14 protein-coding genes are annotated in these 15,487 nt (G+C 68.0%); 6 read left to right on the top strand and 8 right to left on the bottom strand.

What is annotated here, in order from left to right; all coding sequences use genetic code 11:
* Positions 1 to 188 precede the first annotated feature (188 nt).
* Together KDH83_RS10245 and KDH83_RS10240 are read left to right on the top strand one after the other, a co-directional pair.
* On the top strand, positions 189 to 1,832 hold the full coding sequence (locus KDH83_RS10245; protein WP_212315086.1) for an iron ABC transporter permease: 1,644 nt from the start codon (positions 189 to 191) through the stop codon (positions 1,830 to 1,832).
* Positions 1,829 to 2,617, top strand: coding sequence for an ABC transporter ATP-binding protein (locus KDH83_RS10240; protein ID WP_212315071.1), 789 nt, complete (start codon positions 1,829 to 1,831; stop codon positions 2,615 to 2,617). The genes KDH83_RS10245 and KDH83_RS10240 overlap by 4 nt, the downstream gene beginning before the upstream one ends.
* 85 nt (positions 2,618 to 2,702) lie before the next feature.
* Here the strand turns inward: KDH83_RS10240 and KDH83_RS10235 are convergent, their stop codons facing one another.
* Positions 2,703 to 3,680, bottom strand: a complete 978-nt coding sequence (locus tag KDH83_RS10235) for a tripartite tricarboxylate transporter substrate binding protein (RefSeq protein ID WP_212315069.1) — start codon at positions 3,678 to 3,680, stop codon at positions 2,703 to 2,705.
* A gap of 629 nt (positions 3,681 to 4,309) precedes the next feature.
* Between KDH83_RS10235 and KDH83_RS10230 the strand changes: the two genes are divergently transcribed.
* Both KDH83_RS10230 and prfH read left to right on the top strand, forming a co-directional pair.
* Positions 4,310 to 5,446 carry an RNA ligase RtcB family protein gene (locus KDH83_RS10230; RefSeq protein ID WP_212315067.1) on the top strand — a complete coding sequence of 379 codons (1,137 nt, stop codon included), beginning with the start codon at positions 4,310 to 4,312 and terminating at the stop codon, positions 5,444 to 5,446.
* Positions 5,446 to 6,069 (top strand): peptide chain release factor H, encoded by a 624-nt coding sequence (gene prfH / locus KDH83_RS10225; RefSeq protein ID WP_212315063.1) that lies wholly within the window; start codon positions 5,446 to 5,448, stop codon positions 6,067 to 6,069. The genes KDH83_RS10230 and prfH overlap by 1 nt, the downstream gene beginning before the upstream one ends.
* A gap of 128 nt (positions 6,070 to 6,197) precedes the next feature.
* Here the strand turns inward: prfH and KDH83_RS10220 are convergent, their stop codons facing one another.
* The gene (locus tag KDH83_RS10220; protein WP_212315061.1) at positions 6,198 to 7,103 is read right to left on the bottom strand and encodes a pirin family protein; all 906 of its coding nucleotides are present in this window, start codon (positions 7,101 to 7,103) and stop codon (positions 6,198 to 6,200) included.
* Positions 7,104 to 7,291: 188 nt separating this feature from the next.
* Positions 7,292 to 7,990 (bottom strand): pirin family protein, encoded by a 699-nt coding sequence (locus KDH83_RS10215; protein ID WP_212315056.1) that lies wholly within the window; start codon positions 7,988 to 7,990, stop codon positions 7,292 to 7,294.
* Here KDH83_RS10215 and KDH83_RS10210 point away from each other — a divergent pair.
* Both KDH83_RS10210 and KDH83_RS10205 read left to right on the top strand, forming a co-directional pair.
* Entirely contained in the window at positions 7,989 to 8,126 is a 138-nt protein-coding gene (locus KDH83_RS10210; protein ID WP_212315054.1) for a hypothetical protein, read from the top strand. The two genes, KDH83_RS10215 and KDH83_RS10210, sit on opposite strands and share 2 nt — an antisense overlap.
* Positions 8,127 to 8,152: 26 nt before the next feature.
* Positions 8,153 to 9,085 carry a LysR family transcriptional regulator gene (locus tag KDH83_RS10205; RefSeq protein ID WP_212315052.1) on the top strand — a complete coding sequence of 311 codons (933 nt, stop codon included), beginning with the start codon at positions 8,153 to 8,155 and terminating at the stop codon, positions 9,083 to 9,085.
* A 27-nt stretch (positions 9,086 to 9,112) separates the two neighbouring features.
* On the opposite strand, the gene ntrC is transcribed toward KDH83_RS10205, so the two are convergent.
* The 5 genes from ntrC to rdgB all read right to left on the bottom strand — a co-directional run bounded on the left by ntrC (position 9,113) and on the right by rdgB (position 15,398).
* Positions 9,113 to 10,615: a nitrogen regulation protein NR(I) gene (gene ntrC, locus KDH83_RS10200; RefSeq protein ID WP_212315050.1), complete on the bottom strand. Its 1,503-nt coding sequence runs from the start codon at positions 10,613 to 10,615 to the stop codon at positions 9,113 to 9,115.
* A complete protein-coding gene (gene glnL, locus KDH83_RS10195) occupies positions 10,615 to 11,679 on the bottom strand; it encodes a nitrogen regulation protein NR(II) (RefSeq protein ID WP_212315048.1) in 1,065 nt (354 codons plus the stop codon). The genes ntrC and glnL overlap by 1 nt, the downstream gene beginning before the upstream one ends.
* Positions 11,680 to 11,924: 245 nt before the next feature.
* Positions 11,925 to 13,337, bottom strand: a complete 1,413-nt coding sequence (gene glnA, locus KDH83_RS10190; RefSeq protein WP_103274519.1) for a type I glutamate--ammonia ligase — start codon at positions 13,335 to 13,337, stop codon at positions 11,925 to 11,927.
* A 184-nt stretch (positions 13,338 to 13,521) separates the two neighbouring features.
* Complete coding sequence (gene hemW / locus KDH83_RS10185) at positions 13,522 to 14,739, bottom strand: radical SAM family heme chaperone HemW (RefSeq protein WP_212315034.1); 1,218 nt, start codon at positions 14,737 to 14,739, stop codon at positions 13,522 to 13,524.
* Positions 14,740 to 14,774: 35 nt separating this feature from the next.
* The gene (gene rdgB / locus KDH83_RS10180; protein ID WP_212315032.1) at positions 14,775 to 15,398 is read right to left on the bottom strand and encodes an RdgB/HAM1 family non-canonical purine NTP pyrophosphatase; all 624 of its coding nucleotides are present in this window, start codon (positions 15,396 to 15,398) and stop codon (positions 14,775 to 14,777) included.
* Between the last annotated feature and the right edge of the window lie 89 nt (positions 15,399 to 15,487).

Genomic DNA, 15,487 nt, shown 5'->3' with positions numbered 1-15,487 from the left:
TTCTTTCTGCACTCCTTTGTGCTCTGTTGACTCCGCTGTACGTTTCTCTTACCTCCTCCCCTCCCCCCACCTCTCTCCATCACTCCTCTACCTCCCCTCTCTTCCCTCTTTTTCTCTCCCTCTCTTTGCTCTCCAGAAGTGGAAGCTAGTGATGGTCAAGCAGTCACACTGAATCCTTGTCCCGGCTGGTGCGGGTGCGTTGGACGGAACGCGGCGCCGGCTGGCTCGCCGGCGCCGCCCTGATTGCCCTGGCGGTGCTCGCGCCGCTGCTGATACTGGGCTGGTGGGCGCTGGGCGGCGACCTGGCCCATTGGCAACACCTGGCCAGCTACGTGCTGCCCCAGGCGCTGGCCAACACCCTCATCCTGCTGGCCGGCGTGGGCGCGCTGGTGGCCCTGCTCGGCACCGGATCGGCCTGGCTGGTGACCGCCTACGAGTTCCCCACGCGCCACACGCTGACCTGGGCGCTGCTGCTGCCGCTGGCCGTGCCCACCTACATCATCGCCTTCGCCTATCTGGACCTGCTGCATCCCATCGGCCCTATCCAGACCGGCCTGCGCGCCATCCTGGGCTACGACAGTCCGCGCCAGTTCCGCCTGCCCGACCTGCGCTCGATCCAGGGCGCGATCTTCGTGCTGGGCTTCGTGCTGTACCCCTATGTGTACCTGAGCACCCGCGTGATGTTCATGACGCAGGCCGCCAGCCTGCTGGAAGCCGCCCGCACCCTGGGCGCCGGCCGCGCCGGCGTGTTCTTCCGCGTGGCGCTGCCGCTGGCGCGTCCGGCCATCGTGGTCGGCATGAGCCTGGCCCTGCTGGAAACGCTGAACGATATCGGCGCCTCGGAATTCCTGGGCGTGCAGACGCTGACCGTCTCGGTCTACACCACCTGGGTCACGCGTTCCGACCTGGCCGGCGCGGCACAGATCGCGCTGACGATGCTGGCCATCGTCGTCGGACTGATCCTGCTGGAACGGCATGGCCGCAAGCGCCAGCGCTATGCCAACACCCAGCGCATGCGCCCGATGCAGCCACGCCGCCTGCATGGTCCGGCGGCGCTGGTCGCCGCGGCGCTGGGCTGGATTCCCGTGCTGCTGGGCTTCGTCGCCCCGGCGCTGTACCTGATGGTGGAAACGTACAAGCGCCTGCACCTGGTCGGCGGCGTGTCGGGCCAGCTGCTGGTCGGGCTGCGCAATACGCTGACCGTAGCCTTCTGCGCCACCGTCGTCACCCTGCTGTGCGGCCTGATCGTCGCCTGGGCCGGACGCACGCTGCGCGAGAGCGCCGCCTTCAATCCCGGGCGCGCCTGCGGCCGCATCGCCAGCCTGGGCTACGCCGTGCCCGGCACGGTGCTGGCCATCGGGCTGCTCACGCCCTTCGTCTGGATCGATACGGCCGTGGGCCGCCTGTTCGGCGGCAGCGGCCTCTTGCTGATGGGCTCCATGGGCGCGCTGGTGTGCGCCTATGCGATCCGCTTCCTGGCCATCTCCACCGGCGCCATCGAGGCGGGCCTGGCCCGCATTCCGCCGTCGCTGGAACAGGCGTCGCGCATGCTGGGCGAGACGTCCGCCGGCACGCTGCGCCGCGTCCACCTGCCGCTGTTGCGCCCGGCCCTGGCGGCCAGCGCGTTGCTGGTGTTCGTGGACGCCATGAAGGAACTGCCCGCCACCCTGCTGCTGCGCCCGATGAACTTCGACACGCTGGCCACCTGGCTGTACGCCGAGGCCGCCCGAGGTACCTACGAGGAAGGCGCGGTCGCCGCGCTGGCCATCGTGCTGGCGGGCCTGTTGCCCGTCATCCTGCTGGCGCGCACCAATCTGAAAATGGGACATTGAACATCTTGTCGTCCGATCTGCTCGAAATCGACCATATCTCGCTGGCCTACGACACGCCCAAGGGCGTGCGCGACGTGGTGCGGGACCTGACGCTGTCGCTGCCCGCCGGCCACATCGGCTGCCTGCTGGGCGAATCCGGCTGCGGCAAGACCACCGTGCTGCGCGCGATCGCCGGCTTCGAGCCGCTGCGCGCCGGCCGCATCCTGCTGGACGGCACAGTCATCTCCACCCCCGACATGCAGGTCGCGCCCGAGTCGCGCCGGGTCGGCATGATGTTCCAGGACTATGCGCTGTTCCCGCACCTGACGGTGGCGCAGAACGTGGCCTTCGGCCTGCGCAAGCTGGACCGCGCGGCGCGCGCGCGCCGGGTCGAGGAAATGCTGGAGCTGGTGGGGCTCAGCCATGCCGCTGCCAGCTATCCGCACGAGATCTCCGGCGGCCAGCAGCAGCGCGTGGCGCTGGCCCGGGCGCTGGCGCCCTCGCCCGAGCTGCTGCTGCTGGACGAGCCCTTTTCCAACCTGGACGTGGACACGCGCGAGCGGCTGGCCTTCGAAGTGCGCGAGATCCTGAAGGCCACCGGCCACACCGCCATCCTGGTCACGCACAACCAGGCCGAGGCCTTCGCCATCGCCGACCGCATCGGCGTGATGAGCAAGGGCCGCATCGCGCAGTGGGACACGCCGTACAACCTGCATCATCACCCGGCCGACGCCTTCGTGCGCGACTTCATCCGCAGCGAGGCGCTGGAAGAACAGCGCGAACAGGTCTTCGCGCGCGGCCGCTGAACGCAACGCGGGCGGCCCGGACCACGATCCGGGCCGCCCGCGCGAACGGCGCGCCATCCAGGCCGCCGTCACTTCCGTCGCGGCGTCAATCCGCCGACAGCTTCACCTTCTGCGACAAGGCCTTGAAGGCCTCGTGTTGGCTGCGCGTCAGCTTTTCCACCTCTTCCGGCGTCGAGCCATACGGCATGAAGCCCGCCTGCTCCAGCTTGGTCTTGACCTCGGGCATGGCCAGCGCCGCCTGGAACGCCTCGCTCAAGGTCTTGGTGATCTCCGGCGGCATCTTGGCCGGGCCATAGACGGCGAACCACGGATCGACCACGGCCGCGCCATAGCCCAGTTCGGCCAGCGTGGGCACGTCCGGCAGCGCCGGCGCGCGCTTGCTGCCGGTCACGGCCAGCGCGCGGACCTTGCCCGACTTGATATGCGGCAGCGAGGCCGGCAGGTTGTCGAACATGATGGGCAGATGGCCGCCCAGCAGATCGTTGATGCCTTGCGCGCTGCCCTTGTACGGAATGTGCTGCATGCCGGCGCCGGTCAGCTGGTCGAACATCACGCCCGCCAGATGCATCGACGTGCCCGTGCCCGGCGTGCCGAACGCGGTGCCCGGATGCTGCTTGGCATAGGCGACCAGATCCTTGACGCTGTCGACCTTGATCGACGGGCCGGTCTCCAGCACCACCGAGGACGCGCCCAGCATGCTGATGCCGGTGAAGTCCTTGGTCGGATCGAACGGCATCGACGGATAGACGAAGGGATTGAGCGCATTGGTGGAAATGGCGCCGAAGCCGATGGTGTAGCCGTCCGGCGCGGCCTTGGCCACGGCGTCCATGCCGATGTTGCCGCCCGCGCCCGGACGGTTCTCGACGATGACGGGCTGGCCCAGCTTTTCCGCGACCTTCTGGCCGGCGGTGCGCGCGACCAGATCGGTGGTGCCGCCGGCGGTGTAAGGCACGATGAATACGATGGGCTTGGCCGGATAGCCGGCGGCCTGCGCGGCGGCCGCGCCGTGGACCAGCGCCAGCGCGGCCAGGCCGCGCAGCGCGTTCAAGGTAAAGCGTTGCATGATGTCTCCATCCCGTTGTTGTCTCGCGGCGATCGCGTTGTGGTCGATGCCGGACGCGCATCATACTGCGCGGCGCCAGTCGCCCTGGCGGCGCCGAGCGCACGCACTGTGGCGCAATTCATACGTATCGACGCGCATGACGGCCTCGCTTGCGGCAACCGCGAGACAGGCCGCGAAGTTCAATGATAGAGTTGCGCTCTTTCCGGCCTGACGCCCGCGCAACGCCCCGTACCGGCGCCAACGAGCATCCGCCGTGGAAGCCGCGCCGCGCAGGCCATGAACGGCCATTTGAATGGCCATACCCGCGACGCCATCCCCCCCATCAACCGAACTGCACAGGAGGAATCATCATGCAACAACAACCGACTTCCCGCCTTGCAGGCCGCGTCCAGCCCGACTGAATTCTTCTTGCCGCAGACAAGCCGGCAAGACATTCGCACTGCCCTGGTCCGGTCCTGCCATACAGGGTCTTTCATACGCATCACGCCCGCACGGCCACTGCCTGGCAGTCCGCCGCGCCGCAATCGCCGCGTCCGCGCCATGCGCCGCGCCGACGAGCCGTGGCCTCGCCTTGCGGTTCCGATGCCTGTGGAAGCAAGCCCTTTCCAAGACCTGATTATGGAAATTCCATGGGCAATTGCATTCAAGCACTGTCCGAGAGCGTCACGCTGATCGCCTCGGACGACACCTGGATCGAAGGCAACGCGATCCAGCAACTACACACGACCGCCAGGCTCGCCGGCATGCGCCGCGTCGCCGGCATGCCCGACCTGCATCCGGGTCGAGGCTATCCGGTGGGCGCCGCCTTCTTCTCCACCGGACGCCTGTATCCCGCCCTGATCGGCGGCGATATCGGCTGCGGCATGTCGCTATGGACCACCGGCATCGACGCCCGCAAGGCCGCGACCGCCAAGCTGGAGAAGCGGCTCGGCGATATCGACGGACCGCTGGACGACAGCTGGCAGTCGCTGGTCGCCGAGCTGGCGCCCGCGGATGTCGGCCATCGGCAGGCGCTGGGCACCATAGGCGGAGGCAACCACTTCGCCGAACTGCAGCGCATCGACACCGTCTACGACCCGCAGGCGGTCGACGCGCTGGAGCTGGATCTGGACCGGCTCGTCCTGCTGGTCCACAGCGGGTCGCGCGGCCTGGGCCGCGCCATCCTGGAAGAGCATGTCCAGCGGCACGGCCACGATGGCCTTGCCGAAGACAGCGCCGATTGCCAGGCCTACCTGGCGCGGCACGACGCCGCCCTGCGCTACGCCCGGGCCAACCGGCAGCTGGTCGCGCGCCGCATGCTGGACCGGCTCGGCACGGACGGCGGACAGGTGCTGGACGTGCACCACAACCTGGTCACGCGCGCCGAAGTCCAGGGCGAACATGGCTGGCTGCACCGCAAGGGCGCCACGCCGTCCGACGGCGGACTGGTTGTGATCCCGGGCTCGCGCGGCGACTTCAGCTATCTGGTGGCGCCGGTTCCCAGCGCGGCCAGCCTGTACTCGCTGGCGCACGGCGCGGGCCGCAAGTGGATGCGCAGCGAGTGCAAGGACCGGCTGTTCAAGCGCTACAGCCCCGCGCAACTCGCCAAGACCCGGCTGGGCAGCCACGTCGTCTGCGAAGACAAGCAGCTGATCTACGAAGAAGCGCCCGAGGCCTACAAGCCGGTGGACAGCATCATCGCCAGCCTGGAACAGGCCGGCCTGCTGACGGTGCTGGCCAAGCTGCGTCCGGTGCTGACCTACAAGACCCGGGGAGGATGCTGCTGATGATCCTGCTGCAACTATCCTCGGCCCAGGGGCCGGACGAGTGCTGCCTGGCGGTGGCCAAGGCGCTGGCGCGGCTGTCGCGCGAAGCGCAGGCCCGCTCGGTCGATGTGGACATCGTCGAAAGCGAAAGCGGCGGCAAGACCGGCACTTACCGCTCGGTGCTGCTGAGCCTGGACGGCGACGGCGCGGCGGAACTGGCGGCGAGCTGGGAGGGATCGATCCAGTGGACCTGCCCCAGCCCTTACCGTCCGTCCCATCCGCGCAAGAACTGGTTCATCGGCGTGCTGCGCTGCGAAGCGCCCGCGCCCAGCCTGGCCGCCGACATACGCTTTGAAACGACGCGCTCGTCCGGACCTGGCGGCCAGCATGTCAACAAGACGGAATCCGCCGTGCGCGCCACGCACGTTGCCACCGGCATCAGCGTGAAGGTACAGACCGAGCGCAGCCAGCATGCCAACAAGCGCCTCGCCGTGCTGTTGATCGCGCATCGGCTGGCCAGCCACGAGCAGGCGCGGGACGCGGCGCAACGCGCCCGCCGCCGTCAGTTCCACCATGAGGTGGAGCGCGGCAGCCCCAGGCGTGTATTCAAGGGCGCCGCCTTCGAGCCGGCCGACGGCGCCTAGACCGCGCGCGGACGCCTTGCGCAAACGGAAACGGCCGGGACGCGAGTCGCCGGCCGTTTTTTTTCGCCAGACCGTCACCTCCCCCAGCGGCAAGCGCAAACCGTGCTGGGGGAGATTTCTGATGCCCGTCAGGCCTTGGGCGGCGGCAAGGGAATGAACTCCGTCTCGTCGCCCGGCACCGTCTGGCCGAAACGATCGCGTTGCCAGTCCTCTTTGGCCTGCTCGATACGGTCCTTGCTGCTGGACACGAAGTTCCACCAAAGGAAGCGGGGACCGTCCAGCGGCTCGCCGCCCAGCACCGCGTAGCGCGCATCGCTCACCGCGCGGATCTGCACCGGCCTGCCCGGCGCGAACACGACCAGACGGCCGCTTTCGAACACCTGCCCATCGACCTCTATCGAGCCCGTGGCCAGATAGGCCGCGCGCTCTTCATGCTCGGCAGGCAGGACCAGGGTCGAACCTGCGCGCATCTGGATATCACCGTAGAACAGCGGCGACAGCGTCTTGACGCTGGAGGTCTTGCCGAACAGCTCGCCGGCCACCACCTGGGCGCGCACGCCCTCGCCTTCCACCACCGGCTGCGCGTCCAGCCCGTAGTGGACAAAACCGGGATCGGTCTCCTCATGCTGTTTCGGCAGCCCCACCCAGATCTGCAGGCCACAGAGCCGCTGGTCGGCCTGCCGGCTTTCGGGCGACGAGCGCTCCGAATGCACGATGCCCCGGCCCGCCGTCATCCAGTTCACTTCGCCCGGCAGGATGGTCTGCGTATGCCCCGCGCCATCGCGATGCACCATCGACCCTTCGTACAGATACGTGACCGTGGACAGCCCGATATGCGGATGCGGCCGCACATCGATGCCGCTGCCGGCCCTGAACTCGACCGGTCCCATATGATCCAGGAACACGAAAGGCCCGACCGTGCGCTTCTGCGCCGAAGGCAGCGCCCGCCGAACCTCGAATCCGCCCAGATCGCTGCTGCGCGGCACCACCACCGTTTCAATCTGGCTCGCGCCATCGTCAGACAAGGTCGTCATGGTCATTTCTCCCAATTGAATCCTGCAACTACATTCCATCTTAGTAACACAGCCCCCTCACGCCGCCCACCAATCGCGGCAAAACCTCCCAATCGGGGCAAAGCCTCCCAAGCGGGGCCGCACGGATCCGGCTCCGCCGGTCCGTAGCGGCGCCCCTGGGGGAAGCGCGCAGCGCTCGGGGGGGCCCCCTACTTCAGGTCAAACACCAGCACTTCGGCATCCTTGCCGTTCGACAGCTTCACGGCGGCCTCATCGCTGAGCGCCAGCGCGTCGCCGGCCTTCAGCGTCTCGCCATTGGCGACGATCTCTCCCCGGGCCACATGGACCCAGGCGCGACGCCCCGCCGCCAGCGGCAGCTCGGCGCTTTCATCGCCGTCGAACAGCCCACCGTACAGCCGGGCGTCCTGGTGGATCTTCATCGAGCCCTCGGCGCCATCCGGCGACACTAGCGCCTGCAGGCGGCCGCGTTTCTGCGCATCGCTGAATTCACGCTCCTCGTACTCCGGCGCGATGCCGGCCACGTCGGGCTCGATCCAGATCTGCAGCAGATGCGTTTCGGCATCCGGCAGCGGGTTGAACTCAGAATGCAGCACGCCCCGGCCCGCGCTCATGCGCTGCACATTGCCTGGCCGGATGGTCGAGCCGCTGCCCATGCTGTCCTTGTGGGCGACGGCGCCGTCGAGCACATAGGTGATGATCTCCATGTCGCGGTGCCCGTGGGTGCCGAAACCGCGTCCGGCGGCGATGCGGTCATCGTTGATCACGCGCAGCGCGCCAAAGCCCATGTGCGCCGGGTCGTAGTAGTTGGCGAAAGAGAAGGTGTGGAACGAGTCGAGCCAACCGTGGTTGGCATGGCCCCGTTCGGCGCTGCGGCGGATGGTAAGCATGGCTGACTCCTATTTCAATAAAATGAATGGTTGTGCCGTACCTGCTGGCGGGAATCGCCGTTCGGTTTCTAGCTGCACAACCGGCATGAGTGATATTCTGCGCCTGACGGCAGCCTGCTTTGTCGCCCGTTTTTGAAGACAACGTTCATAATTTTTGAATGCATGGCCACGACCCCGCTCTCCCAGCCCATCACCCCCGAGCTGCTGACCCTGGTGGACGCCATCGCGCGCCACGGCAGCTTCGCCAAGGCCGCCCGCGAACAGGGCAAGGTGCCCTCGGCGGTGACCTACGCCATCCGCAAGCTGGAGGACGGACTGGACGTGCTGCTGTTCGACCGCAGCGGGCAGCGCGCGCGGCTCACCCCCGCCGGCGAAGCGCTGCTGCGGGAAGGCCGCCACGTCCTGCAATCGCTCGACGACCTGGCTTGCCGCGTCAAGCGCATCGCCACGGGCTGGGAGGTGGAGCTGCGCATCGCGGTCAGCGCCGTGCTGCCATGGCGCCCGCTGTATGACCTGATCGAGGAATTCCAGGCGCTGCGCAGCGCCACCGCGCTGCGTTTTTCCACCGAGGTGCTGAGCGGCAACTGGGACGCGCTGACCTCCGGGCGCGCCGATCTGGTCGTCGGCGCCGGCGCGGCCGGCGAGCCGACCGGCCCGTATCGCTCGCAGGCCATGGGCCAGGTGCAGTTCGCGTTCTGCGTGGCGGCCGGCCATCCGCTGGCGGCGCTGGACCGCCCGCTGGGCCCGGCCGATCTCAACCGCTATAGCGCGGTGGTGGTGGCCGATACCAGCCGCGGCCTGCCGCCGCAGACGCGCGGGATCCTGTCGGAACAGCCCGTGCTGGTCATGCCCACGATGCAGGCCAAGATCGACGCGCAGGTGCGCGGCCTGGGCTGCGGCTACCTGCCGGTGACGCTGGCCGCGCCGTATCTGGCACAAGGCCTCCTGACGATCTGCGAAACGGAGGAAGGCATGCCCTTGACGGAGCATGTGGCCTACGCGTGGCGCGCGGAGCCGCCGGGCGAGGCATTGAAGTGGTGGCTGGAAAAGCTCAAGTCACCCCGGCTGTGCGAAAGCCTGCTCGGGCTGGGCTGAGGGCGGGCGCGATGCCGCGCCCGCGCCTCAGTCGTCCTCGATGCCCAGCTCGCGCAGCTTGCGCGTGATGGTATTGCGGCCGATGCCGAGCCGCGTCGCGGCCTCGACGCGGCGGCCACGGCTGGCATCCAGCGCGCTTTGCAGCAGGATCTTCTCGAACTGGCGCGTCAGCGTGGCCATGACGGCCGGCTCGCCGCGCTCCAGCCGATGCTGCGCGTCGCGCAACAAGGGATCCTGCCAGTTGCGCGGCGTCGCCGCATCCGGCTCGGCCTGCGCCGGCATCGCGGTCGGCAACACCGTGCCGATGGCAGCCACCGGCGGGCGCGGCGCCATCGACGCGCCGGATGCCTGCTGCGGATCCACCGCGCGGATTTCGGGCGGCAGATCGGCGGGCTCCACCGTCTGCCCCGGCGCCATCACGGTCAGCCAGTGACAGAAATTCTCCAGCTGGCGCACGTTGCCGGGGAAGTCGAAGCGGGTCAGCACCGCCAGCGCCTCGGGCGTCAAGCGCTTGACCGGCACGCCCAGCGCGCGTGCGCTGGCCGTCAGGAAGTGGTTGGCCAGCGCCGGAATGTCCTCGGTGCGCTCGCGCAAGGGCGGCAGGCGCAGCCGGATCACGTTCAGGCGGTGGAACAGATCCTCGCGGAACAGGCCCTGCTCCACCCGCTGCTCCAGCGGCTGGTGGGTGGCCGCGACGATGCGCACGTCCACGCGCACCGGCTGGGCGCCGCCCACGCGGTAGAAGCTGCCTTCGGCCAGCACGCGCAGGAGACGGGTCTGCAGCTCGATCGGCATGTCGCCGATCTCGTCCAGGAACAACGTGCCGCCGTGCGCTTCCTCGAAGCGACCTCGGCGCAGCGTGTTGGCGCCGGTGAAGGCGCCGCGTTCGTGGCCGAACAGTTCGGCCTCCAGCAGGTCGCGCGGAATCGCCGCCGCGTTCAGCGCGACGAAGGGACCGCCGGCGCGCACGCCATGGCCGTGCAGCGCCCGCGCCACCAGTTCCTTGCCGGTGCCGGACTCGCCCGTGATCAGCACGGTGACCTTGGACTGGGCCAGCCGGCCGATGGCGCGGAAGACTTCCTGCATGGCGGTGGACGAGGACTGCGTCATCATCCAGCGCTCGTTGTTCTGCGCCTCGTCCTGCCCGGGCGCGGCCTCGTCCTGCTGCGAGGACTCCTGCATCGCGCGCTGGATCAGCGCCACCGCCTCGTTCACATCGAAGGGCTTGGCCAGGTAGTCGAACGCGCCGCCCTGGAAGGCGGACACGGTGCTGTCCAGGTCGGCGAAGGCCGTCATCACGATCACGGGCAGGCCGGCGTGGCGTTCCTTCAGCTGGCGCAACAGCTCCAGGCCGTTGCCGCCCGGCATGCGTATGTCCGACACCAGCGCCGACGGGATATCGCGCGCCAAGGCGTCCAGCACGTCGGCCGACTGGGAGAAACTGCGGGTGGGGATGCCAGCGCGCGCCAGGGCCTTTTCAAGCACCCAGCGGATGGCCTGGTCATCATCGACGATCCATACAGGTTTCATCAGTGTGCGGGCTCCATCGGAAGGACCAGGCGGAACTCGGTGCGCCCGGGCCGGGATTCGAATTCGATGATGCCGCCGTGCTGCTGCACGAAGTCCTGAGCCAGGCTCAGGCCCAGTCCCGTGCCGCCGGCACGGGCTGTCACCAGCGGGTGGAAAATGCGGTCGCGGATGTGCTCGGGCACGCCCGGACCGTTGTCGATGATGGACAGCACCAGCGCCAGCCGGTGCTGCCGGTGCGCCAGCATGACCTGCCGCGCCACCCGCGTGCGCAGCGTCACCACGCCATGCTCCACGCCGGCGTCCCTGGGACGCGCCATCAGTTCCTGCGCGGCATTGCGGGCCACGTTCAGCACCGCCTGCATCAGCCGGGCCGCGTCGCCCTTCAGGTCGGGCACGGAGGCGTCGTAGTCGCGCAGCAGCGTGATCTCGTCGCGGAACTCGGCCTGTATCAGCGCGCAGACGCGCTCGCAGATCTCGTGGATGTTCACCGGCCGCGCGTTCAGCGGCACGCGCTGCGGTCCGCTCAGGCGGTCCACCAGCGCCTGCAGGCGGTCGGCTTCGGAAATGATGACCTGGGTGTACTCGGCCAGCGCCGCATTGGGCAACTCGGCCTCCAGCAATTGGGCGGCGCCGCGCAGTCCGCCCAGGGGATTCTTCACTTCATGCGCGAGATTGCGCAGCAATTCGCGGTGCGCCTCGATCTCCTCGACCAGGCGATGACTGCGATCGGCCAGCACGCGCTGCTCGATCTCGCGCGCCTCGATCAGCACGGGCCAGCGCTGGCCCGTCAGCCCGACGGTCGTGACCGACACTTCCACCGACTCCATGGCGCGGCGCAGGAACGCCAGCTGCCTGACGTCGGCATAGCGGCCGCCGGCGGCGCGATCGATGGAGGACTGTATGTGCTCGGGATTGTCGAACAGCGTGGCGGCCGAATGTCCGCACAGCTGCTTGCGCGACCGCCCGAACAGATCCTCGGCGGCGGCGTTGGCGTATTCGATGTGGCCTCGCCCGTTCACCAGAAAAACGGACGTGGCGAGCAGGTCTAGAGCTTCTACATTCATCTCAGTTACCCATCGCGCTACGCGCCACCCGCAACGCAAGAAATCAACACAACTCCATCGAGAACGCAGCGGAACCGGCCAAGCCGGCCCGCTAGCGTCACCCATGGAGACAAACACTCCGGACAGCAACGCCTCAATTCAGCGATGCTCTCCCCCACCCAAGACCGCGCGGAGCCGGCTTTGCCGGTCCGCAGCGGTGCCCCCTTGAGGGGGAAGCGCGCAAGCGCTTCGGGGGTGGGTCTACCCTACAGGCTGTAGTACATGTCGAACTCGATCGGGTGCGTCGTCATGCGCAGACGGTTCACATCGCCCATCTTCAGGTCGATGTAGGCGTTGAGCATGTCGTTGCTGAACACGCCGCCACGGGTCAGGAACTCGCGGTCCTTGTCCAGGGCTTCCAGCGCTTCTTCCAGCGAGGCGCACACGGTCGGGATCTTGGCGTCTTCTTCCGGCGGCAGGTCGTACAGGTTCTTGTCGGCCGGATCGCCCGGGTGGATCTTGTTCTGCACGCCGTCCAGGCCGGCCATCATCAGGGCCGAGAAGGCCAGGTACGGGTTGGCCAGGGGGTCCGGGAAGCGCGCCTCGACGCGGCGGCCCTTCGGGTTGCCGACGTAGGGGATGCGGATCGAGGCCGAGCGGTTGCGGGCCGAGTAGGCCAGCTTGACCGGGGCTTCGTAGTGCGGAACCAGACGCTTGTACGAGTTGGTGCCCGGGTTGGTGATGGCGTTCAGCGCGCGGGCGTGCTTGATGATGCCGCCGATGTAGTACAGCGCGAAGTCCGACAGGCCGGCGTAGCCGTTGCCCGCGAACAGGTTCTGGCCGTCCTTCCAGATGGACTGGTGCACGTGCATGCCCGAACCGTTGTCGCCGACGATGGGCTTGGGCATGAAGGTGGCGGTCTTGCCGTAGGCGTGGGCCACGTTATGAATGATGTACTTGGTGATCTGCGTCCAGTCGGCGCGCTGCACCAGCGTGCTGAACTTGGTGCCGATTTCCAGCTGGCCGGCGCCCGCCACTTCGTGGTGGTGCACTTCGACCGGCACGCCCATCTGTTCCATCAGCAGGCACATTTCCGAGCGCATGTCCTGGAACGAATCGACCGGGGGCACGGGGAAGTAGCCGCCCTTGACCGAGGGACGATGGCCGGTGTTGCCGCCTTCGAAGTCCAGGCCGGTGGACCAGGAGGCCTCTTCCGACTTGATCTTGACGAAGGTGCCCGACATGTCGGTGTTCCAGGTCACGCCGTCGAACACGAAGAATTCGGGTTCCGGACCGAAGTAGGCGGTGTCGCCCAGGCCCGAGGACTTCAGGTAGGCTTCGGCGCGCTTGGCCAGCGAGCGCGGATCGCGGTCATAGCCCTTCAGGTCCGAAGGTTCGACCACGTCGCAGGACAGGATCAGCGTCGGCTCTTCGCGGAACGGATCCATGTTGGCGGTGGACAGGTCGGGGATGAGCAGCATGTCCGAGGCTTCGATGCCCTTCCAGCCCGCGATCGACGAACCGTCGAAGGCTTGCCCGCTTTCCAGCTTGTCTTCATCGATCGCGCTCGTGGGCACGGACACGTGGTGCTCGCGGCCCACGGTGTCGGTAAAGCGGAAGTCGACGAATTTGACTTCGTTGTCGGCGATCTGTTTCAGGACGTCTTTCGGGCTTGCCATGTCATCTCCATTAGATAAAAAGGTCGAGGGCGCTGCCGCTCGACTGGCATGAAAGAGGGAAGCAATAAGCGTGCCAGGTTTGCCCTCAGGGAATCCCCGGGGACAATGGCGAGTAAGAAGGAAAATGTAGCACCAATATGGTGCAAAAGATGGGGCATGAACGCCCCATCTTGGTGCCCTTTTGCTACAGGAACATTTCCTGGAGGTCGTTCAGGAAGCGCCAGCCCAGGGCGGTCGCCTGCAGACGGGTGGGATCGACGTCCAGCAAGCCGCGCTTGGCCGCTGCCTCCAATTGGTGCGCGATGACGGCCAGCGACAAGCCGGTGCGCTCGCTGAACAAGGTCGCCGCCACGCCATCCTTCAGGCGCAAGGCGTTCAGCATGAACTCGAATGGCAGCTCGTCCGGTCCGACCTGGCGGCTTTCGGCCAGATGGCTGCCATCGCGCGCGGCGGCGGCCTGCATCCAGGATTCCGGGTTGCGCAGCCGCGCCTCGCGCACGATGCGGTCATGGAAGGACAGCTTGCCGTGGGCGCCCGGCCCGATGCCCAGGTAGTCGCCGAACTCCCAGTAATTCAGGTTGTGCCGGCAGCGCGCGCCCGGCCGGGCGTAGGCGGACACCTCATAGCGGGCCAGGCCCGCGGCGGCCAGTTCGGTTTCGACCAGGTCCTGCATGGCGGCGCTGGCATCGTCGTCCGGCAGGTCCTCGGGCGGAAACTTGGCAAAGACCGTGTTCGGCTCCATCGTCAGGTGATAGAGCGACAGATGCTCGGTGCCGAAGGCCAGCGCCTGGCGCAGATCGTCCGTACAGGCCGCCAGCGTCTGGCCCGGCAAGGCGAACATCAGGTCCAGGTTGACGCGCGGCACGGCGCGCTGCGCCATCTCGATCGCGGCGCGGGCCTGGGCCGCGTCGTGGATGCGGCCCAGCTTCTTGAGCTGGACATCATCGAAGCTCTGGATGCCCAGCGAGAAGCGCGTCACGCCGCTGGCGGCATAGTCCCGGAAGCGGCGGGCCTCGGCCGTGCCGGGGTTGGCTTCCATCGTGATCTCGGCGTCCGGCCACAGGTTCAGGCAGGCGCGCAGCATCGCCAGCAGCTCGTCCAGCCCGGCGGCCGACAGCAGGCTGGGCGTGCCGCCGCCGATGAACACCGACACGACCTGCCGGCCCCAGATGCCGGGCAGCGCCTGCTCCAGGTCGCTGCGCAGCGCATCCAGGTAGGCGCGTTCCGGAATGCCCTCGCCCGGCGATGCATGCGAATTGAAGTCGCAGTACGGGCACTTGCGCACGCACCAGGGCACGTGCACATAGAGCGACAGCGGCGGCAGGCTGGTCAGGGCGGAGCCCGCCGCCAGGCGCGGGCGCGAAGCGCCCGATTCGGCGCGGATGGGAATGGTGATGGACATGCTGGGGTACGAATGCTGGGAGGGCGGCGCGCCGCTCAGGCCTGATTGAGCTTGCCCAGCAGCTCGCGCAGCGCGCGGGCGCGGTGGCTGACGGCGTTCTTTTCCGCCGGATCCAGCGAGGCGGCGGTCAGGCCCAGGTCGGGCAGGTAGAAATGCGGATCGTAGCCAAAGCCGTTGGCGCCCTCGGGCTGGTCGATGATCTCGCCGTGCCAATGGCCTTCGCCGATGAGCGGACACGGGTCGTTCTCGGCGCGCACCAGCGCCAGCACCGCCACGTACCAGGCGCGCCGGTCGGCCTGGCCGGCCAGCTTCTGGACCAGCAGCGCGTTGTTGGCCTGGTCGGATTTCTCGCCGCCGTGCATCTTGGCGTAGCGCGCCGAATACACGCCGGGCGCGCCCTGCAGCGCGGCCACGCACAGGCCGGAGTCGTCGGCCAGGGCCGGCAGGCCGGTCAGGCGGCTGGCGTGGCGGGCCTTGGCCAGGGCGTTCTCGATGAAGGTGACGTGCGGCTCTTCGGCCTCGGGCACGCCCAGCTCGCCCTGCGGCACCAGCTCCATGCCGAGCGGGGCGAACAAGGCGGAAAACTCACGCAGCTTGCCGGCATTGTTGGACGCCAGCACCACGCGGCGCAGCGATTCGGGAATCTTGGGGGAAGTCATGGCGGCATTGTAAGGGAGCCGGCCGGCGCCGCCCTGCCCGCCCCGGCCTGCCATGCCGCTGTTGCGCCAGCGCAGGAAGAATGATGAAT

This window comes from Achromobacter sp. Marseille-Q0513 (genome assembly GCF_018195695.1).
Classification (GTDB): domain Bacteria; phylum Pseudomonadota; class Gammaproteobacteria; order Burkholderiales; family Burkholderiaceae_B; genus Achromobacter.
The sequence above is the reverse complement of the archived record's forward strand: the minus strand, read 5'-3'. Positions and strand labels throughout refer to the sequence as shown.